Genomic DNA, 19,972 nt, shown 5'->3' with positions numbered 1-19,972 from the left:
CCGTCATTCCCGCGAACGCGGGAACCCAGAGACTTCTTGTTTGGGTGTGTTTGCGCCGCTTCGGCGTGCTCGGATGTTTTTTGTTTCGCCCCCTCGGGCGAGTCCCTTTTTGTCAAACGCCACAAAAGGAACCAAAAAGGCTTGCCCCAACATACGGGCCCGATAAAGCCGGGCTACCCTCACGAACTCCCCCGCCACGGAGGCCCGCCCCGAGGGTACGTCCCTGTAGCCCGCGGGGCTCTCGCGACATCCATGTCGCATGACCTCCTGAGCGGGGGTTTCGCTCGGCCTTCTGAAGGGGCGTTCCGGTGCGCGCGGATGTTTCTCTGGAAATCCCAAGAGCAAAAGCCAGAGCAGAGCTGCTTTTGCTTTTCGTAGGAGCGAGCTTGCTCGCGAACCCTGGGTTCCCGCGTTCGCGGGAATGACGGGGTGGGGTTAGGCGTCCCAGGATGACTCCAAACTCCCCACCCACTCCGAACAGCCCCCTCTCCCGCTTGCGGGAGAGGGTTGGGGAGAGGGCGCTCTTAACACCCAACACCGCAGCCCGCCGGTAACCACTGTTCGCGAGCAAGCTCGCTCCTACAGGGCCCATGCATACCACCCAGATACGAAAACGCCGTTTCCCCATGAAGGGAAACGGCGTTCTGTCTTGCTCAAGCGAACAGCCCTACGTCAGCAGTTATCACCCGTTCTGGCGGATACCAGCCAGCAGCCAGGGCTGGTCCTGGCCCTGGGCGCGTTCCATGCGCCAGCTTTCGCTGAAGGTCTCGCCCTGGTCGAAGCGCGAGGTCTTGGAGAGGCCGCTGAAGGTCAGGGTGGCGATGGTCTTGTCGGCCTGGTCGTCGACGCCTTCCAGTTGCACCTGCAGGTTGTCGATGTAGGTGGACTGGTAGCCGTCGCCCAGTTCGGCGCGTTCCTGCTTCAGCCACTGCAGCATCTGCGGGGTGACGAACTCGGCGATCTTGTCCATCTCGTTGGCGTCCCAGTGCTGTTGCAGGGACAGGAAGTGCTCGCGGGCGGCGCCGACGAAGCGCTGCTCGTCGAACCAGCTCGGCGCGTTGATCACCGGGGCGGCCGCGGCCGGACGGGCGGTGGCGCCGAACGGCGACGGCTGGGCGGCCGGCATCTCGCGCTGCTGCGGCGCATGGCCGGCCATCGCTGGCTGGCCCTGGGCCTGCTGGCGGCGACGGGAAGCGATGAAGCGGAAGGCGATGAAGGCGATCAGCGCGATGATCAGGATGTCGAGGAACTGCATGCCCTGGAAGCCGTCGCCCATGAACATGGAGGCCAGCAGGCCGCCGGCGGCGATGCCGGCCAGCGGGCCGAGCCAGCGCGACGCACCGCCAGCGGCGGCGGCACCGGCTGCACCTGCGGCGGCCGGAGCGGCGGCGTTGGGGGTGTTCGGGGCGGTGTTCGGTTGCACCTGGCGGGTCTGGTGGCTCGGCGCCGAGCCCATGCTCTTGCCGCCGCCGAAACGTTTGGCGGCATTGACGTCGAGGCTGAGCGTCACGGCGACACAGAAGGCCATGGCAAGGCTGAGAAAGCGCTTCATTGGGGTCATTCTCTTGGTTGGAATACGACGCGCGTCATGTTGCCGAGCATGGCCGCCAGGAACCAGCCGGATTTTGTTTCCGGCTATTGCCCCTGCGCCGCGCCAGGTCTTGGGCCAGAAGGGCTGCGAAGGTCTGTAACCGGGTTTTTCAGCGGCCTCGAAGACGCTGGCCGTTTGATAGGCTGGCGCCCTAGCGGGGCCGCTGGCCGCGCGATCCCCCCACTGCCACATCGCGCGAGGACCGCCGCCATGCACGCTATCGACTTCATCCAGGACCTGGCGGTGATCATGCTGATCGCCGGCTTCGTGACCATCCTCTGCCACCGCTTCAAGCAGCCGGTGGTGCTCGGCTACATCATCGCCGGGGTGATCATCGGCCCGCACACGCCGCCCTTCGGCCTGGTGCACGACGAGCAGACCATCAAGACCCTCGCCGAGCTGGGGGTGATCTTCCTGATGTTCTGCCTGGGCCTGGAGTTTTCCCTGCGCAAGCTGTTCCAGGTCGGCGCCACGGCGTTCATCGCCGCCTTCCTGGAGATCACCCTGATGATCTGGGCCGGTTTCGAGATCGGCCGGCTGTTCGACTGGAACACCATGGACTCGCTGTTCCTCGGCGCCATCCTGGCGATGTCCTCGACCACCATCATCATCAAGGTGCTGGGCGACCTGAAGCTGAAGAACGAGCGCTTCGCCCAGCTGATCTTCGGCGTGCTGATCATCGAGGACATCCTCGGCATCGGCATCATCGCGCTGTTCTCCGGCATCGCCGTGAGCGGCACGGTGGAGGCCGACCAGGTGGTCTCCACGGTGGGCAAGCTGAGCCTGTTCATGGTCGTCGCGCTGGTCGTCGGCATCCTGCTGGTGCCGCGCCTGCTGGCCTACGTGGCGAAGTTCGAGAGCAACGAGATGCTGCTGGTGACGGTGCTCGGCCTGTGCTTCGGCTTCTGCCTGCTGGTGGTGAAGCTGGAATACAGCATGATCCTCGGCGCCTTCCTGATCGGCGCGATCATGGCCGAATCGCGCCAACTGGTGCAGATCGAGCGGCTGATGGAGCCGGTGCGCGACATGTTCAGCGCCATCTTCTTCGTCGCCATCGGCCTGACCATCGACCCGCGGGTGCTGGTGGACTACGCCGCGCCGATCCTGGTCATCACCCTGGTGGTGGTGCTGGGCAAGCTGGTGTCCTGCGGCACCGGCGCCTACATCGCCGGCAACGACGGGCGCACCTCGATGCGCGTGGGCATGGGCCTGTCGCAGATCGGCGAGTTCTCCTTCATCATCGCTGCCCTGGGCATGAGCCTGGGGGTGACCAGCGACTTCCTCTACCCGGTGGTGGTCGGCGTGTCGGCCATCACCACCCTGCTGACGCCCTACCTGATCCGCTCCGCCGACCCCCTGGCGCTGTACCTGGGGCGCACCCTGCCTTCGCCCATGGTGCGGGTGTTCGGCCTGTACGGCGAGTGGCTGCGCAGCATCCGCCCGCGCGGCGACAAGGCGGTGCTGGCCGGGATGATCCGGCGCATCCTGCTGCAGGTGGGGGTGAACCTGGTGCTGGTGATCGCCATCTTCTTCGGCCTGGCGTTCTTCGCCGGGCGGATCGCCGAGTGGCTGGCCAACTGGGTCGAGCACGAGGCGCTGCACAAGGCGCTGATCTGGGGCGCCGCGCTGCTGCTGTCGCTGCCCTTCCTAATCGCCGCCTACCGCAAGCTCAAGGCGCTGGCCATGCTGCTGGCGGAAATGGGCGTGAAGGCCGAGAGCGCCGGGCGCCACACCGCGCGGGTACGCCGGGTGATCGCCGAGATGATCCCGCTGCTGTCCCTGGGCGGCATGATGCTGCTGCTGGCGGCGCTCAGTTCGAGCATCCTGCCGCCGGGCGAGCTGCTGGTGGTGGTGGGCCTGGTGGCCGCGCTGGCGCTGGCGGTGGGCTGGCGCTGGTTCATCCGCCTGCATTCGCGGATGCAGATCGCCCTGCTGGAAACCCTGGAGCAGGGCAAGGGCGGGCATTGAGCCCGCCCGATCGAGTTAGTCTCAGCGACCGGCTTCGGCGTCGGTTTCGTAGCCCAGCTGGTCCAGGTCGGCTGCCCGCGGTTTGCCGGAGCCGATCTTCACCTCGCCGCGCAGCAGCTTCAGGGGCGTGGTCACCAGAGCGCGCCTGAGGGTGCGCAAGGTTTCGGTGAGGCGCCAGGAATTGCTCGCGTAGATGCGTTGCAGCTCCAACTGCGCGCATTCCTTCTGCGACTGCGCGATTTTCAGCTGATCCTCCAGCCGCCAGCACTCGTGTTGCAGGAGCTGCCGGTGATGGGCCTCTTCGCGGCGGGCCTGTATCAGATCCTGGCGCAATTCCTTCGCGTAGTACTCCCGCCATGCTTCGAGTGACACCGGGCGGGAGCTTCCGTCGGTGTTCTCGAGCAGGTTGAAGTGATCGTTGCTGATCATCAGCAGGTGCTTCTCGAGCCCGTCGCGGTCGCCGTAGATCCGATCCAGTTCCTGACGAATCGGCAGCAGCGCCTCGTAACGGCTCTCCAGTTCCCGCAACTGCCCGTCGTCGACTCCATCCGCGCAGCGAGCGTCGGCCTGGCGCTTCAGGAGCCGGAACAGATCGCGGGTCAGCGTCAGTGCCTGGCGCGGGTCTTCGAGCTGCTCAGCGTGGCTGTGGTTGTGACGCAGGGCTGGTGCCAGGAAATCGGTGGCATAGGCGCGCACGTCCGCCTCCTGCCGGTCGGGCGGCGGAAGTTCGAACGCCGTCGCAATGCGTTCGAGCTCGTTGACCGGCTCCTCGAACAGCAGGTCGAAATCCACGAATACGCGGCTTTTGTCCTGGGTATGCCGCAAGGCGGCCAGCATGTAATGGCACCACAGCAACTGGGCTTTCAGCGGATGAAGCCTGTCACGCTTGAACAATGAACCGGCGACGCTCAGCGGGTTGCGTACGCAGATCAGGTAGCAATGGTCGATGGCAAGGCTGTCGAATACCGATTCCCACAAGGGTTGCAGCAGGCTGACCCGGGGATCTTTGAAAGCGAAGGGACGGCGCTCGGGCAGTTTTTCCTTCAGCAGACTCTGCGCTGCGGAGCGGTGTTCGGCCCCCAGCCTGTCCAGCTGCAGGGGTTCGAGCCTGTCCCAGTCGTTGTCCAGCACTTCGCTGATGAGCCGCTGGTTGAAGTTGTGGATATCGAGGTCTTCGAAGAAGCCGCGCTCGTTGTTGCCCTTCGCCGCCGGCATCAGGTTGTTGCCCAGTTCCACGCCGAGCAGTTCCAGGCCCTTGGTAATGGCACTGGTACCGCTACGGTGCATGCCGAGAACGACCAGGACTTTTCTTGTTGTTGTCATTATCAATGCGCCCCCCTTGATCGGCCGCTCCGCGTTACGCCGGATCGGCCTTGGCCATCAATGCTGCTCGCTGGGCCTTGCGTTGTTCGCGTACCACTTCCTTGATCACCCGGTCGTAGTGCCCGAGCACTTCGTCGGTCGCGCCGCAGTCGATCGATTTGCCTTTCTCGATCCACAGCACCCGGTCGCATAGCTTGCTCACCGCCTCGAGGCTGTGGGAGACCAGGACCACGGTCTTGTTCGAGCGGATCTTCTCCTGCATCGCCTGCTGCGAACGGTCCTTGAAGGTCTGGTCGCCGACCCCCAGCACCTCGTCGATCAGCAGGATGTCCGGGTCCGCGTGCATGGCTACGGAAAAGCCCAGGCGTGCGCGCATGCCGGTGGAATAGCTGGCCACCGGTTGTTCGAAGAAGTTCTCCAGGCCGCTGAATTCGCGGATCTCGTCGAGACGTGCGCGGACCTGCCGGGCGGACAGGCCCAGCAGCAGACCGCCGATGATGGCGTTGTCGCGCCCGGACAGGTCGGTCTTGAAGCCCACGTTCAGGGCCAGCAGGCTGGCCACCAGGCGCTTGTGGCGCTGGATGCGGCCGTGGTTGGGCTCGACTATGCCGGCGATGACCCGCAGCAGGGTGCTCTTGCCGGCGCCGTTGCCGCCGATCAGGCCCAGGGTCTCGCCCTCGTGGAGCTCGAAGGACACGTCCTGGAGCGCCCAGAATTTTTCGTAACGCAGCACGCCGGTGCGCTGGCGATAGCAGAGGCTTATGCGATCGGCGGTGAGGATGACATCGTTCTTCACTACTGGCCTCACAGCATCAGCTTGGCGTATTTACGGTCATAGTAGTGCAGCAAGCCGCACGCGACCGCGAAGATCGGCAACGAAACCAGTATCACGTAGGCCAGGCTGGCCCAGGATGGCCAGGCGTTGTGCAGGAGCATGTCCCGGTACGCGGTGATCACCGGCGCCATCGGGTTGAGGTTGAAGAACAGCTTCATCTTCTCGGGCAGGTGGTCGACGCTGAAGAACACGCCAGAGAGGAACATCATCAGCATCAGCACGTTATCCACAACCTGCTTTAAGTCGGGTGCGAGGGGCAGGATGGCGGCGAGCAGGAAACCGATTGAGACGATAAGAAACAACTGCACCAGCATCACCGGTAACAGTCCCAGCCAGTGCACGCTCGGCACATGGCCGCTGGCGAGCAGGGCGACGATCAGCAGGCCGAGGATGATCAGGAACTTGAAGGTGTTGCTGAGGATGGGGATCAGCGCGAACACGTACTTGGGCACGTAGATCTGCTGGATGATCCCGGCATTCGCCGAGAGGGCGTTGCTGGCCAGCCGGACCGAGCCGTCGAACCATTTCCAGACCACCATGCCCGACAGCAGCATGGGGACGTAGCCGGGGGTGTTCTGGCGCAAGGCGAGGCCGAAGACGATGTAGAAGGCCCCCATGTACATCACCGGTTCGATGATCCACCAGAGGAACCCCAGGAAGCGCCGGGCCACCTCGGTACGCAGATCGGTGTAGACGCCGTAGAGGACGATATCCCTGTACTTCATTTCTTTTTTATTGGATTGAAATGGGGTATCCATTTAACCACAATGCGGTTCCGTAAAAGCCTCGCGATTTTCGTGCGATCACAGCCGAAATAACAAAAAACCGACAAAAAGAGCTCAGGATGCGGTTTATTCAAGCCTTGTTCAAATCAAAGGGTGAAACGGCCCCGCAGTTGCCCGCCACCACCCTGATGGTGGTCGGGATGCATCGTAGCGGCACCAGTTTCCTGACCGGTTCGCTGCAGCAGGCCGGCCTCGAGCTGGGCAAACACAGCACCTGGAACCCGCACAACCTCAAGGGCAACCGCGAGAACCTCGACATCGTCGGTTTCCACGATCGCGTCCTGGCGGCTCGGGGCTTCGCCTGGGACAACCCGCCCGATGCGCCGATCCGCTGGAGCGACGCCGAGTTCGCCGAGGCCCGGGCGCTGATCGACGATTACCGCGAGGTGCCGCGCTGGGGGTTCAAGGACCCGCGGGCGATCCTGGTGATCGAGGGCTGGCAGCAGCTGCTGCCTTCCCTGGGCTACGTCGGCATCTTCCGCCACCCGCAGGCCGTGGCGCAGTCCCTGGATGCCCGCGGCGGCATGCCGCGCGAGCGCGCCTTCGCCATCTGGGCGGCCTACAACCAGCGTCTGCTGGACCTGCACCGGCAGGCCGCCTTCCCGGTGCTGTGCTTCGACGAGGACGAAGCGGTGCTGCACCGCAAGCTCAACGGGGTACTCGATGAACTGGCGCTGCAGCGCATGCCCGAGGAGCGCTTCTTCAGCGCCGAGCTGCGCCATCATGTGACGCCGCAGGCCGAAGCCTTGCCCGCGCAGATCGACAAGATCTACCGGCAACTTCAGGCCATCGCCCGCTGAGGCCGGAGTTCCCATGCTGTCATTGCTGCGCAGACCCAAGTTGTCGATCGTCCTGATCGTCTACAAGATGCCCGACCAGGCCGAACGGACCCTGCATTCGCTGAGCGTGCGCTATCAGCACGGCGTGCGCGAAAGCGACTACGAAGTCATAGTGGTGGAGAACCACTCGGATCGCCTGCTGGGGGCCGCTCGGGCCCTGGCGCAGGGCGGCAACGTCCGCTACTACCACCGCCAGGAGAGCGAGCGCACGCCGGTGCATGCGATCAATTTCGGCGCCTCGGTGGCCCGCGGCAGCCACCTGGCGATCATGATCGACGGTGCGCGCATGGTGACCCCCGGGGTGATCAGGGGGGCCCTCGACGCCTTCCGCCTGGAGCCCCATGCGGCGGTCTCCGCTCCCGGCTACCACATCGGCCACAAGCTGCAGCAGGTGGCGGTGAACGAAGGCTACAACGAGGAGGTCGAGGCGGGCCTGCTGCGGCAGATCAACTGGCCGGAGAACGGTTACCGGCTGTTCGACATCGCCGTGCTCAGCGGCTCGTGCCGGGGCGGCTTTTTCCAGGCCAACTACGAGAGCAACTTCATCGCCATGTCGCGGCGCAAGTGGCGCCAGCTCGGCGGGGTGAACCCGCGCTACAACGACTTCGGCGGCGGCAACGCCAACCTCGATCTGTACAAGCGCCTCCTCGAGATGCCCGATACGCCTTTCTACCTGCTCTACAGCGAAGGCTCCTTCCACCAGTTCCACGGCGGCGTGACCACCGGCACCCTGAAGGAAGAGCGCGAGCGCGTCTACAAGCAACTCGACGACCAGGATCGCGAGATCCGCGGCGACGACCGTTCGCCGCCGTGCGTGCGGCCGATCCTGCTGGGCTCGCCGCATCCGCACGTTCTGCGCTTCCTCGAACATTCGCTGACCCAGGTACGGCCGCAATGAGCGAGCAACGCCAGCCCCTGCTATCGATCATCGTCATCGCCTACGACATGCAGCGCCAGGCGCTGAACACCTTGCGCAGCCTGGCCAGCGACTACCAGCAGGATGTCGATGCCGCCGATTACGAAGTGATAGCGGTGGAGAACCGCTCCGCGCGCACCCTGGATGCCCAGGCCATCGCCGAATTGCCGGGCGACTTCCGCTACTTCCTGCGGGATGAGCCGGGGGTGTCGCCGGCGGCGGCGATCAATTTCGCCTTCGCCCAGGCCCGGGGGCGCTATATCGGACTGCTGATCGACGGTGCGCGCATGGTCACCCCGGGGGTGATCAAGCACACCCTGATGGCCTTCCGCATGAACGAGCAGGCGCTGGTGGCGGTGCCAGGCTTCCACCTGGGCGAGCACGACCAGCAGTTCCACCTGACCAACGGCTATTCCGAAGCCAGCGAGATCGGCCTGCTGCAGTCGGTGGACTGGCCGCGCAACGGCTATGGCCTGTTCGACATCGCCTGCTGGAGCCCCGGCAACGCGCGCGGGGCCCTGCAGCCGTTCATGGAGTGCAACTGCCTGTTCGCGAGCGCCGAGTGCTTCCGCGAGATCGGCCAGGCCGACGAACGCTTCCAGTGCCCAGGCGGCGGCATGCTGAACCTGGACGTCTACCGGCGCCTGGCGATGCTTCCCGCTACCCAGCTGGTGGTGCTGGCCGGGGAGGGTTCCTTCCATCAGTTGCATGGTGGAGTGACCACCTCCGAATCCGGCCGCCGCGAACAGATCCTCCAGCGCCAGCAGGAGGAGTACCTGGCGATTCGTGGCCAGCCCTACCATTCCCCGACTCTGGAACCCTTGCTGCTGGGGCAGTTCAAGTGGCCGGCGACGCGCTTCCTGGAGCTGTCCGCCGAGTGGGCGCAGAAGCGCTTCCAGCGTTTCGCCAACGATGGGCGCGATCCCTTCGCCGACGAGCAGATCAAGCGCGAATCGCTGCGGGCCCTGGGCCATGTCGCAGACCATTGAGGGGCTGCGCCGGCCTGCGCACTACCTGCCGGAACTGGAGTCGCTGCGCGGTTGGGCGGTCCTGCTGGTCATGGGCTTCCACTATTTCGGTATTCTTTTCGGCGACCGCGGTGATCACGGCCTGGGCGCTGCGGCGCCGGCGTGGATGAAGATAATCGCCGCCGGCAATACCGGCGTCACGCTGTTCTTCGTGCTCAGCGGCTTCCTGCTCAGCCTGCCGTTCCTGGAAGCGCTGCGGCAGCGCCGGGACATCGACATCCGGCGTTTCTACTGGGCGCGCGCCTTGCGCATCCTGCCGCTGTACTACCTGGCTATCCTGGTCGCCTGGCTCTTCACCGGTAGCGCGGATGCCCTGAAGGCGCTGTTCTTCATCCCGGTCGGCTTCGGCCTGTTTCCCTTCAGCGTGCCCTGGTGGTCGCTGTGCACCGAGATCCAGTTCTATCTGCTGCTGCCCTGGACCATGCTGCTGCTGCGCTGGCGGCTGGGTCGCTGGGTGGTGGCCCTGGCCTTGCTGGCCTGGGCCGCGGCGCACCTGTATCTGCTCAGCGATCGGCAGTGGCTGGCGGCTCCCGGGCACTGGAGCATCGCTGACTCGTTGTTCGGCCGAGGGGGCGCCTTCCTCGCGGGGGCGTTCTTCGCCTGGCTGTACAACAGCGGATGGTCGGCGCGATGGCTCGGGCGCCGCGGCGTGGCCGGGCTCGTCGGCAGCGTGGCGCTGGCAGCATTGCTGGCGTTGCTGGCCTGGTACGGTGAAGTAGGGCAGCGCCCGGCCGTGGACCGCCTGCCCATGTATCACAACCTGGAGGCCCTGCTCTGGGGCTGCCTGCTGCTGTGCAGCCTGCATCTGCGCGGCGGCGTCAGGTCGCTGTTGCTCAACCCGCTGCTGGAGCATATCGGCAAGATCTCCTACTCCCTCTACCTGGTGCATGTCCCCGTGCAGTTCTACCTGCTGTACTGGGTACGCCTGGCCACCCAGCAAATGGCCACGCCCTTGCAGCCACTGCACTGGTTGGCCCTGGTGGGGAGCCTGCCGCTCATCTGGCTGCTGTCCTTCGCCTGCTACCGCTGCATCGAGCGGCCATTCCTCAACCTGAAGGCCCGCCTGCCGGTCTTCGCCAGCAAGCCGGTGGCGATGGAGGGCGCGACGGATGCGCGCTGATGCAGCCGCAATGCTGCCGGATAATCGCGAGCGGGCCCTACCTCTGCTGGGCGTTTCTTGCCTGCTGGCGGGAACTGCTGCCTTGGCGTTCCTGCTGTCATTGGCCTATTTCGCCTGGGTGCACTATTCGCCCATCCCCTACCTGGACTCCTGGACCGGCTACATAGGCTTCTACCTGGACTCGGAGTCCTTCCAGGCCTGGTGGCGCCAGCACAACGAGCACCGGATTCTTCTTTCCAAGCTGTTCTTCTGGCTGGACCTGCGTTACTTCGCTGGTCGCGCCGTCATTCTGGTGGTGCTGAATTTCCTGCTGCTGGGGCTGGCCTGGGCGACGCTGGTGGCCTTTTCGCGCCGGCTGTTCCCCGGATACTCGGCGCAGGGACTCTGGTTGCTGTACTGCACCTTGGCGTTGATGTGCTTCTCATGGCTGCAGCACGATAACGCCGCGTCGCCTTTCCAGAACCAGTTCATCGCTGCCTTCGCACTGCCGTTGCTGGCGCTTTACTGGCTGGCGCGCGCCGAGCAGGGCCGGGGGGCTTTCTGGGGGGCTCTCGCTCTGGGCGTCCTGGCTACCTTCAGCATGATCAGCGGGTTGTTCTGCCTGCCGGTGATGGCCCTCTTCAGCCTGTTGCGCTGGGGGCCCGGCCGGCGCTTCGCCATCTGTCTGCTCACCGCTGTATTGGTGTGGGGGCTGTACTTCTCCGACTACGTGAAAGGGCCTGCCACCGATCTGGGCCTGCGGATCCTGGTCGAGCATACGCTGCCCTTCGTCAATTACATGGCCTGTTACCTCGGTGGTGCCCCGGCAGTGGCTGTGGACGGCAAGGTGCCCCTCGCAATGACGATGGGCTACCTGGGCCTGGCGCTGTTTGCGGCCTTGCTGGTGAATTGCCTGCGCAGCCGCCGCGACCCCTTCTGCCTGGCGCTGCTGGGCTTCGTCGGTTACGTGGTGATCAGCGCCGGCTTGACCAGCCTGGGGCGCAGCTTCATGGGTTACGACACGGCCCTGGTCAGCCGCTATACCACCCCGGCGTTGCTCATGTGGGCGGCATTGCTGCTGTTGTCGCTACGCTTGCTGCCGGATGCCTGGCGCTTGGCGCGCTGGGTACCGGCACTGGCTTTTCTCGCGGTGTTCCTGGTGCTGCTAGCGGGTCAGTTCAATACGCTGCGTATCGACTACTGGGCAGTGCCCGACAAGGCCCGGCAGGCCGCACTGTTGTCTTATCAGTTGGGCGAAAGCGAGAAGCCCTTGGGCCAGCTCGGCGCCGGTGAGGCGCGGGAACAATTCCAGCGTGCTCGTGCCGCCAGGATTTCCATCTTCGACGATCCGCACTCGGATCTCTCCGCTCTGGCGGCGCTGCTCGGACGCGATATCGGGCAACTGCCAGGCCGGCCCTGCGAGGTGCGGGACGCGCGCGCAGAGGCGTGGAGCAGCGCCAGCGGCGGGATCCTGCGGGTCAGCGGCACGCTGCCCGAGGCGCAGGCGCGCCGCTTCGATTACCTGGCGCTGGGCGACGACAGCGGGCGCGTGGTTGGGCTGGGCGTGATAGACAACCTGCCCTGGCTGACCCTCGAGCGGCGTCCGCCGAGCCTGTTCCAGGCGTTTCTCGTCGGGGCCGGCGAATTCGCTTCGGCCAAGTGCCTTGAGACCTTCTGACTCCAAGACGGCCCGTCGGCCGGAGGACCCTGCTTTGATCGGCAGTCTGTACAACAAGAAAACGGATGACACGGTGCAATCTGCGAACAGAGTGACTTCCCGCGTGTTCCATTGGCTGGCGGTCCTGGCCGCGCTGTGGTTCCTCGCCTCGACAATCTACGGCACCTGGCTGAACTATTCGCCGGTGCCCCTCAGCGACAGTTGGGAAGGTATCGTCGACTTCTACCTGCGGTCGCTCACCGATCCCTGGGCCTGGTGGCACCAGCATTACGACCACAGAATCTTCTTCTCGAAGATCTTCTTCTGGCTGGACATGCGCTACTTCGGCGGCCGCAATCTGCTGCTCATCCCGCTGAACATAGCGCTGATGCTGGCGATATGCTGGACGCTGTACCGCTATGCCCTGCGCATCCTCGGCACGGCCAACCCGGACGTGCGGATGCCGCTGCTGGCCTGCCTGAGCATGACCAGCCTGGCGTGGATGCAGTGGCAGAACATCACCTGGGAGTTCCAGAGCCAGTTCTACCTGGTCTACCTGTTCCCTCTGTTGTGCTTCTACGCCCATGGGCGCAGCGTCGAGCACGGCGGCAGCGCCGGCTGGGCGCTGGCCAGCCTGGCCCTGGGGTTCTGCAGCGCCTTCTCGATGGCCAATGGCATCTTCGCCCTGCCGATCCTGGTCCTGCTCACCGCCATCACCACGCGCTCCTGGCGCCGTGCGGCGCTGGTCGTTGTAGTCGCGGCCCTGGCGATCGGACTGTTTTTCTTCGGCTACGAGGAAACGCCCGGACGCAAGTTCGGCCCCAGCCTGCTGGTCAATCATCCGTTCAAGGTCATCGCCTATGCGCTGGCCTACCTGGGCAATCCCTTCTACTGGGTCTTCGGCAACATCCAGGTGGCCGTCGCCGCCGGGCTCGGCGCCGTGCTGCTGAGCCTCTACCTGCTGGTGTCGCCGTTGCGACGTTCGCCGTTCGCCCTGGGGCTGCTGGCCTACGTGCTGTTCATCTTCTGTACCGCGGGCGCCACTGCCTTCGGCCGCTCGCTGTTCAACATCGAACTGGCGGCCTCCAGCCGCTACACTACGCCGGCGCTGAGCATGTGGAGCGCCTTGCTGATCCTGGTGGTGGCACGTTGGCAACTGCGTTTCAAGGCACAGACCGCGGTCCGGGTGCTGTTCCTGCTGGTTGCCGCGCTGTTGACCGGGCAACAGCAGCGCGCCCTGTACTTCCACGATCCGGATCCGATTTCCCTGGCTCCTCACGCCAAGGCCGTGCTGGCCCTGGGGCTGCAGATGGGGATCGATGACCCGCAGGCGCCGGCGCGGCTGTTCCCGTTCGCCAGCGCCGACGAAATGCGTCGCTACTTCGGCAATGCGCGCCAGGCCGGGGTCTCCATCTTCAGCGCGGCCTCCGCCTTCCCGGCCAACAGCGTCGGCCAGCCCATCGCCGGGCTTCAGGCCACTCCTTGCCCGGTGGAGCAACTGGACGCCAGGCAGGTAGACGCCGCTCACCAGGCCTCGCAGGTCCAGGGCAAGCTGGGAAGCACCGGTGGCAAGCATTACCGTTATGTATTCTTCGTGGATGGCGAGCAGAAGGTGACCGGGGTGGCGTTGCTGGGCCGAACGGTACTCGACACTTACTCGCTAACAGCGGGCCGCAAGCTGTTCGATGGCTACGTGTTCGGTGAGCCTCGTGTGCAGACCTATTGCCGCTGATGTTTCCCTGCCTGCGGCAGGTACGGGGCGCTGGATTGCCGGCCTTGGGCCGGCGCGGGTTCTGCGCCGATGAATATCACTGATCGCCACACAGCCCCGCGCCCGGCCCACATGCCGGGCCTGGACGGGCTGCGGGGTTGCGCCGTGCTGACGGTGATGGTGTTCCACGCCTGGCCCGCCGCCCTGACCGGCGGGATGATCGGGGTGGACCTGTTCTTCGTGCTGAGTGGTTTCCTGATCAGCCTGCTGCTGGTCGAGGAGTACCGCGACAGCGGCGGCATCAGCCTGCGCCGCTTCTACCTGCGCCGCTGCCTGCGCCTGTTGCCGGCGTTCAGCCTGTTGCTGCTGGTGTTCCTCGGCTACTGCCTGTGGCGTTTCGATGGCAAGGTGCTCGAACGCTACCTGCAAAGCGTGGCGCTGGCGGCCAGCTACACCAGCAACTGGGCGCGGGCCTTCTCGCTGAACCCGGTGGAGGGCCTGGGGCATACCTGGTCGCTGGCGATGGAGGAGCAGTTCTATCTGTTCTGGCCGCTGCTTCTGCTGGGGCTGCTGCGCTACCTCGGCGGCGCGCGCCGGCTGGTGCTGGTGGCCTTGGGCCTGGCGTTGGCGTCCTGGGGCTGGCGTGTGCTGCTGGCCTGGCAGGGCGCGGAGGCGGATCGCCTGTACAACGGCCTGGACACCCGCCTGGATGCGCTGATGGTCGGCTGTGCCCTGGGCCTGGCCGAGGGCTTCGGGCTGCTGCAGGCGTTACGCCGGCCCTGGGCCGGGCGCCTGCTCGGCGTGCTGGCGGTAGTGGCGGTGCTGTACCTGGCGGGGGTCGCCAGCCGGGCGCATTACTGGGTGGACATGCGCCTGTACTACTGGATGCTGGCCGGGGTCGAGCTCAGCGCGGCGTGCCTGCTGCTCAACGTGCTCTGCAATCGCGGCGGCTGGGTCGAGCGCCTGCTCAGCCTGCCTGGCCTGACCTGGCTGGGTCGGATTTCCTACGGGCTCTACCTGTGGCACTTCCCGATCTACGTGTTCATGCGCGACGGCGGCGCTTCGCCCTGGACCATCCTGGGCCCGGGTTCGCTGCTGACACTGCTGCTGGCCAGCCTGTCGTTCTACCTGCTGGAGCGGCCGTTCCTGCGCCTGAAGCGGCGCTACGCCGGCGCTGCCCCGGCGGAAGCGCGAGGCAGCGCCGGCGCGTTGCTTCAGTAGCCGTCCGGGGTGTCGCGCCAGTGGGTGGCGAAGCCTGGCGTGGCTTCGCCTTCCGGCCGGCCGTTGGTGTAGTAGTACAGGGCCAGGGAACGGCGGTAGACGCCCTCGGGGCAGGTGAGGGGGCGGGGGTGGCCGTGCAGGGAGGTATCGGTGGTGCTGAACACCACGCAGCGGTTGAGGATCGGCAGGACGCGGGTCGGCGGCCCCTGCATCTGCGCGTCCCAGAGCTCCAGCTCGCCGCCGTAGGCCGCCTGCCAGTCGTCGTTGAGGTAGATGAGCACGTTCAGGCGCCGGTCGAGGCCGAAGTCGCGGTGGGTGCAGAAGTCGGTGTGCACCTTGAGGAAGCCGCCGCGGGCGATCTGGTGGATGCCGGCGCCGCGCAGGTTGGGGTCGGGAATCAGGTTGCCGATGCCGGTGAGCTGCGCCAGGTAGGCGAGGAAGGGCTGGGAGTTCAGTTCCCAGAACAGTTGGCGGTAGGTGGGGGGCATGCGCAGCACGTCACGGACGTTGCGCTTGAGTTGCTGGACGTATTCGCCACTGCTCTTGTCACGGTGCGAGGCGTCGTTCCAGATCGGGCTCTGCTGGTCGGCGGGGTATTCGGCGAGAAGGCGGGAAATGGTGGAGGCCGGGAGAAAGTCGTCGATGACGATGTGCGCAAAGGGACTGTTGGACTGGTAGCGTGGCGCCTGCTCGGCGACCCGTTGTTCCAGGCCGGCATAGTCCAGTAGAAGGCCGTTCTCGCAGGGAGTGCTTTTCGGCTCCCCGTGCGTTCGGAAGAGACTCTTTATCATTGTTCAGGAATCCTGCTCATGTTCCGTCATCTTCGGCAGTCGGCTCCGGCGCTGCTGGCCCGGGTCCTGCTGGTGGGCTCCATTCTGCTGTTCGGTTCGTTGCAGGGCAATGCTGCCGAATTGTCGCAGCGGCCCAACATCCTGTTCATCCTCTCCGATGACCTGGGGGTGAACGACATTGGCTCCTGGGGCGACGGCAAGGCCCGCACGCCCACCATCGACCAGCTCAGCCGCCAGTCGATCCGCTTCCGCCAGCACTACACCGACAGCACCTGTTCGGTGAGCCGGGCCGCGTTGATCACCGGCCGGGCCCCGGTGAGCATCGGCTTCGAGCCCGACGGCCTGGGCCTGTCGCCGGATCTGGTGACGCTGCCCAAGGCATTGGCGCGGCTGGGCTACAGCACCCACCACCTGGGCAAGTGGCACCTGGGCGAGGCGCTCGAATACCCGCAGATCCGTCCCAACCACCAGGGCTTCGACGACTGGTACGGAATGCTCAACCACTTCGTGCTGCAGGGGCCCGATGCCCAGGGCCGCCTGGTGGCGCGTCGGCCGACCTACATCAACCCCTGGCTGCAGCAGAACGACGAGGCGCCGCGGCAGGTCCAGGGGCACCTCGACGATCTGCTCACCGACCGCGCGGTGCAGCTGATCCGCGCCGGCGCCACGGAACAGAAGCCCTGGTTCATCAACTTGTGGCTGTTGGCCCCGCATACGCCGATCCAGCCGTCCGAGAGCTTCCGCCAGCGCTGGCCGGACACTCCCGAGGGCAATTATCTGGCCCTGCTCGAACAGCTCGACCACAACGTCGGACGGGTGCTCGACGCGCTGCGGGAAAGCGGCCAGGCCGAGCGCACCATCGTGGTGTTCAGCAGCGACAACGGCAGCCCCAACCATAACCGGGACAGCAACTACCCGCTCTCCGGGACCAAGGCGACCTACCTCGAAGGCGGCGTGCGCACGCCGTTGATGATCTTCTGGCCGGGCCATCACAACGACCGGGACATCGACTCGGTGACCCACATCACCGACATCTACCCGACCCTGCTGGGCATGGCCGGCGGCCACCCGGTCGCCGGCCTCACCGGCCGCGACCTCTCGGCGCCGCTGGCCAAGGAACGTCCCTTGCCGCCGTTCAAGGACCTGTACTGGGGCGCCGACCTGATGCAGTTCGGCATGATCTACGCCGGCCACGTTCCCGGCCAGGGCCTGTTCTACCGCGACATCTACGGCAAGGTGCTGAATGCCCCGGTCAGCGGGCCGGTTGGCCAGGGGCCGCTGGTCCAGAGCGGCATGCCGGCGTTCACCGCAGAGCAGGCCTCGGCGCGCATCCGCGACTGGGAACGACGCGTGCGTCCGGTGCCGCTGGACTGGCACCCGCCGACCGCGGCCAGCGCGGGTTACCTGAGCGGCCGCGACTTCCAGCGCGCGCCGGTGTTCGACTCCTATTCGCTGGGCCTGGGGCTGGGCAAGGCGCCGGGCGACAAGCGCCAGGTGCTGGTCGAGCAGGACGGCGTGTGGCGTCTGTGGCTGGAGAGGGGGCGCCTGCACATGCGCCATGGCGAGGTGCAGGTCGACAGCGAGCCGCTGGCGCTGGAGCGCTCGTGCAACACGCTGGTGGCCAGCTTCACCATCAACCCGTCCTCCGGATTCCCCTTCCCGGGCCCGGGCGCCAGCCGCTTTACCCTGTACCTCAACGGCAAGGCGGTGATGCACAGCGAGCAGTTGCTCCACCGGCCCGGCAGCGCCGCGCCGCTGGCCAACCCGACCTACGTCGGCAGCGACGGCAAGGGCGGGGCGCGCTTCGCCGGGCGCATCGGCCGGCCGCTACTGGTCGACAAGTTCCTGTTGCCGCAACAGGAGGGCTACAGCCTGGCGGACATGCAGTCGACGCTCTGCCCCAAACGCTGAGAGCGCTGGAGGCCTACACCGCCTCCAGCTTGGCGTAGCCGAGCATCAGCCACTTGCTGCCTTCGCTGTCGAAGTTCACCTGCACCCGGGCCTGGGCGCCGGAGCCTTCGAAGTTGAGGATCACGCCGTCGCCGAACAGCGGGTGGCGTACCGACTGGCCGAGGGCGAAGGGGGTTTCCGGCACGCCGGCGCCGCTGAACAGGCTGCCGCTGCGCTGGTTGCCGGACAGCGGCCGGCTCACCGAGTTGGACAGGCGGACTTCCTGGATCAGGCTCGGCGGGATTTCGCGGACGAAGCGCGAGACCTTGTTGTAGGTCTCGCTGCCGTACAGGCGGCGCGTCTCGGCGTAGGTCAGCACCAGGCGCTGCATGGCGCGGGTGATGCCGACGTAGGCCAGGCGGCGTTCCTCTTCCAGGCGGCCGGGTTCCTCCAGGCTCATCTTGTGCGGGAACAGGCCTTCTTCCATGCCGGCCAGGAACACCAGGGGGAACTCCAGGCCCTTGGCGCTGTGCAGGGTCATCAGCTGCACGCTGTCCTCGAAGGCGTCGGCCTGGGTGTCGCCGGCCTCCAGCGCGGTGTGGTCGAGGAAGGCCACCAGCGGCGGGATGTCCTCGTCCTCGGGGTTCTCGAAGGCGCGGGCGGCGCTGACCAGCTCTTCCAGGTTCTCTACCCGGGCCTGGCCCTTCTCGCCCTTTTCTTCCTTGTGGTAGCTGATCAGCCCGGACTGCTCGATGACCGTCTGGGTCATCTGGTGCAGCGGCATGCCCTCGACCTGCTGGGCCAGCAGGTCGACGGTCTCGAGGAAGCCGTTGAGCGCGCTGGCGGCGCGGCCGGTCACGGCTTTGGCGGCGATCACGTCGTTGATCGCCCGCCACATGGAGGTGCCGTTCAGCCGCGCGGCGTTGCGGATGGCTTCGACGGTCTTCTCGCCGATGCCGCGCGGCGGGATGTTGACCACCCGTTCCAGCGCGGCGTCGTCGTCGCGCAGGCGGATCAGCCGCAGGTAGGCCAGGGCGTTCTTGATCTCGGCGCGCTCGAAGAAGCGCTGGCCGCCGTAGATGCGGTAGGGGATCTTCTCCCGCAGCAGGGCCTCTTCCAGCACCCGCGACTGCGCGTTGGAGCGGTAGAGGATGGCGATCTCGCTGCGCTTGAGGCCGTCCTTGCGCAGGGCGTCCTCGATGGTCTCGACGATGTAGCGGGCTTCGTCGTGCTCGTTGAAGCCGGCGTAGAGGGTGATGGGCTCGCCATCCACCCCGTCGGTCCACAGTTCCTTGCCCAGGCGCCCGTGGTTGTTGGCGATCAGGGCGTTGGCGGCCTTGAGGATGGTGGCGGTGGAGCGGTAGTTCTGCTCCAGGCGGATGTCCTCGGTGCCGGCGAAGTCGTCGGCGAACTGCTGGATGTTCTCGATCTTCGCGCCGCGCCAGCCGTAGATCGACTGGTCGTCGTCGCCCACCACCATCAGGCTCTCGCCGCCCTTGGCCAGCAGGCGCAGCCAGGCGTACTGCACGGCGTTGGTGTCCTGGAACTCGTCCACCAGGATGTGCCGGAAGCGCCGCTGGTAGTGCGCCAGCAGGCTGGGGTCGTTGCGCCACAGGTCCAGCGAGCGCAGCAGCAGCTCGGCGAAGTCGACCACCCCGGCGCGGGCGCAGGCCTCCTCGTAGGCCTGGTAGACGCTGACCATGGTGGCCAGGTAGAGGTCGCCGCTGGCCTGGATGTTCTGCGGGCGGTTGCCCTCGTCCTTCTGCGCGTTGATGAACCACTGCGCCTGGCGCGGCGGCCAGCGCTGCTCGTCCAGGCCCAGCTCGCGCACCACGCGCTTGACCAGGCGCAGCTGGTCGTCGCTGTCAAGGATCTGGAACCCCTCGGGCAGCCCGGCCTCGCGCCAGTGGGCGCGCAGCAGGCGGTGGGCCAGGCCGTGGAAGGTGCCGACCCACATGCCCGCCGGGTTGATCCCCAGCAACTGCTCGATGCGCGCGCGCATCTCCGCCGCCGCCTTGTTGGTGAAGGTCACCGCCAGGATGCTGTGGGGCGAGGCGTGCTCCACCTGGATCAGCCAGGCGATGCGGTGCACCAGCACGCGGGTCTTGCCCGAGCCGGCGCCGGCGAGAACGCGCTGGTGGCCCAGCGGCGCGGCCACGGCCTGGCGCTGCGGGTCGTTGAGGGAGTTGAGCAGGAGGGAGAGGTCGTCGTTCATGGGGCGGCATTCTACCGACGGCGGGGAAAGCCCGGCAAACCAAAGCGCCGTCCGGCACCTGCCCGACGAAAGTTCAGCGATTTGCTGGCATATTGCCGCTTTC

15 protein-coding genes are annotated in these 19,972 nt (G+C 66.1%); 9 read left to right on the top strand and 6 right to left on the bottom strand.

Going from position 1 to position 19,972, the window contains the following annotated elements:
- Positions 1–682: 682 nt before the first annotated feature.
- Positions 683–1,552, bottom strand: a complete 870-nt coding sequence (locus BM060_RS06245) for a Tim44 domain-containing protein (RefSeq protein ID WP_074978282.1) — start codon at positions 1,550–1,552, stop codon at positions 683–685.
- 249 nt (positions 1,553–1,801) lie between these two features.
- On the opposite strand from BM060_RS06245, the gene BM060_RS06240 reads away from it, so the two are divergent.
- The gene (locus tag BM060_RS06240) at positions 1,802–3,559 is read left to right on the top strand and encodes a cation:proton antiporter (RefSeq protein WP_074978280.1); all 1,758 of its coding nucleotides are present in this window, start codon (positions 1,802–1,804) and stop codon (positions 3,557–3,559) included.
- Positions 3,560–3,580: 21 nt separating this feature from the next.
- On the opposite strand, the gene BM060_RS06235 is transcribed toward BM060_RS06240, so the two are convergent.
- The 3 genes from BM060_RS06235 to BM060_RS06225 form a co-directional block, all read right to left on the bottom strand.
- Positions 3,581–4,846 (bottom strand): sulfotransferase family protein, encoded by a 1,266-nt coding sequence (locus BM060_RS06235; RefSeq protein ID WP_074978277.1) that lies wholly within the window; start codon positions 4,844–4,846, stop codon positions 3,581–3,583.
- 70 nt (positions 4,847–4,916) lie between these two features.
- Positions 4,917–5,678: an ABC transporter ATP-binding protein gene (locus tag BM060_RS06230; protein WP_074978275.1), complete on the bottom strand. Its 762-nt coding sequence runs from the start codon at positions 5,676–5,678 to the stop codon at positions 4,917–4,919.
- Positions 5,679–5,686: 8 nt separating this feature from the next.
- The gene (locus BM060_RS06225) at positions 5,687–6,442 is read right to left on the bottom strand and encodes an ABC transporter permease (RefSeq protein ID WP_074978273.1); all 756 of its coding nucleotides are present in this window, start codon (positions 6,440–6,442) and stop codon (positions 5,687–5,689) included.
- Positions 6,443–6,612: 170 nt separating this feature from the next.
- Between BM060_RS06225 and BM060_RS06220 the strand changes: the two genes are divergently transcribed.
- From BM060_RS06220 to BM060_RS06190, 7 genes are all read left to right on the top strand, one after another.
- Entirely contained in the window at positions 6,613–7,302 is a 690-nt protein-coding gene (locus BM060_RS06220; RefSeq protein WP_256257798.1) for a sulfotransferase family protein, read from the top strand.
- 13 nt (positions 7,303–7,315) lie between these two features.
- Positions 7,316–8,239, top strand: coding sequence for a glycosyltransferase family 2 protein (locus BM060_RS06215; RefSeq protein WP_074978268.1), 924 nt, complete (start codon positions 7,316–7,318; stop codon positions 8,237–8,239).
- Positions 8,236–9,246 carry a glycosyltransferase family 2 protein gene (locus BM060_RS06210; RefSeq protein ID WP_074978266.1) on the top strand — a complete coding sequence of 337 codons (1,011 nt, stop codon included), beginning with the start codon at positions 8,236–8,238 and terminating at the stop codon, positions 9,244–9,246. The genes BM060_RS06215 and BM060_RS06210 overlap by 4 nt, the downstream gene beginning before the upstream one ends.
- Positions 9,230–10,405 (top strand): acyltransferase family protein, encoded by a 1,176-nt coding sequence (locus tag BM060_RS06205; protein WP_074978263.1) that lies wholly within the window; start codon positions 9,230–9,232, stop codon positions 10,403–10,405. Before BM060_RS06210 ends, BM060_RS06205 begins: the two co-directional genes overlap by 17 nt.
- Positions 10,395–12,062, top strand: a complete 1,668-nt coding sequence (locus BM060_RS06200) for a hypothetical protein (protein WP_074978260.1) — start codon at positions 10,395–10,397, stop codon at positions 12,060–12,062. Before BM060_RS06205 ends, BM060_RS06200 begins: the two co-directional genes overlap by 11 nt.
- 103 nt (positions 12,063–12,165) lie before the next feature.
- Positions 12,166–13,773, top strand: a complete 1,608-nt coding sequence (locus tag BM060_RS06195; protein WP_135499875.1) for a hypothetical protein — start codon at positions 12,166–12,168, stop codon at positions 13,771–13,773.
- A gap of 69 nt (positions 13,774–13,842) precedes the next feature.
- On the top strand, positions 13,843–14,973 hold the full coding sequence (locus tag BM060_RS06190; RefSeq protein ID WP_074978255.1) for an acyltransferase family protein: 1,131 nt from the start codon (positions 13,843–13,845) through the stop codon (positions 14,971–14,973).
- On the opposite strand, the gene BM060_RS06185 is transcribed toward BM060_RS06190, so the two are convergent.
- On the bottom strand, positions 14,967–15,764 hold the full coding sequence (locus tag BM060_RS06185) for a 2OG-Fe(II) oxygenase (RefSeq protein ID WP_074978252.1): 798 nt from the start codon (positions 15,762–15,764) through the stop codon (positions 14,967–14,969). The genes BM060_RS06190 and BM060_RS06185 overlap by 7 nt on opposite strands.
- 18 nt (positions 15,765–15,782) lie before the next feature.
- On the opposite strand from BM060_RS06185, the gene BM060_RS06180 reads away from it, so the two are divergent.
- A complete protein-coding gene (locus tag BM060_RS06180; protein WP_116424615.1) occupies positions 15,783–17,675 on the top strand; it encodes a sulfatase-like hydrolase/transferase in 1,893 nt (630 codons plus the stop codon).
- Between the two features lie 13 nt (positions 17,676–17,688).
- On the opposite strand, the gene uvrD is transcribed toward BM060_RS06180, so the two are convergent.
- Positions 17,689–19,869 (bottom strand): DNA helicase II, encoded by a 2,181-nt coding sequence (gene uvrD, locus BM060_RS06175; protein WP_074978250.1) that lies wholly within the window; start codon positions 19,867–19,869, stop codon positions 17,689–17,691.
- Positions 19,870–19,972 lie beyond the last annotated feature (103 nt).

Origin of the sequence: Pseudomonas citronellolis (assembly GCF_900112375.1) — a bacterium.
GTDB classification, from domain to species: Bacteria; Pseudomonadota; Gammaproteobacteria; order Pseudomonadales; family Pseudomonadaceae; genus Pseudomonas; species Pseudomonas citronellolis.
This window is presented reverse-complemented; position numbering and strand designations above follow the sequence as displayed.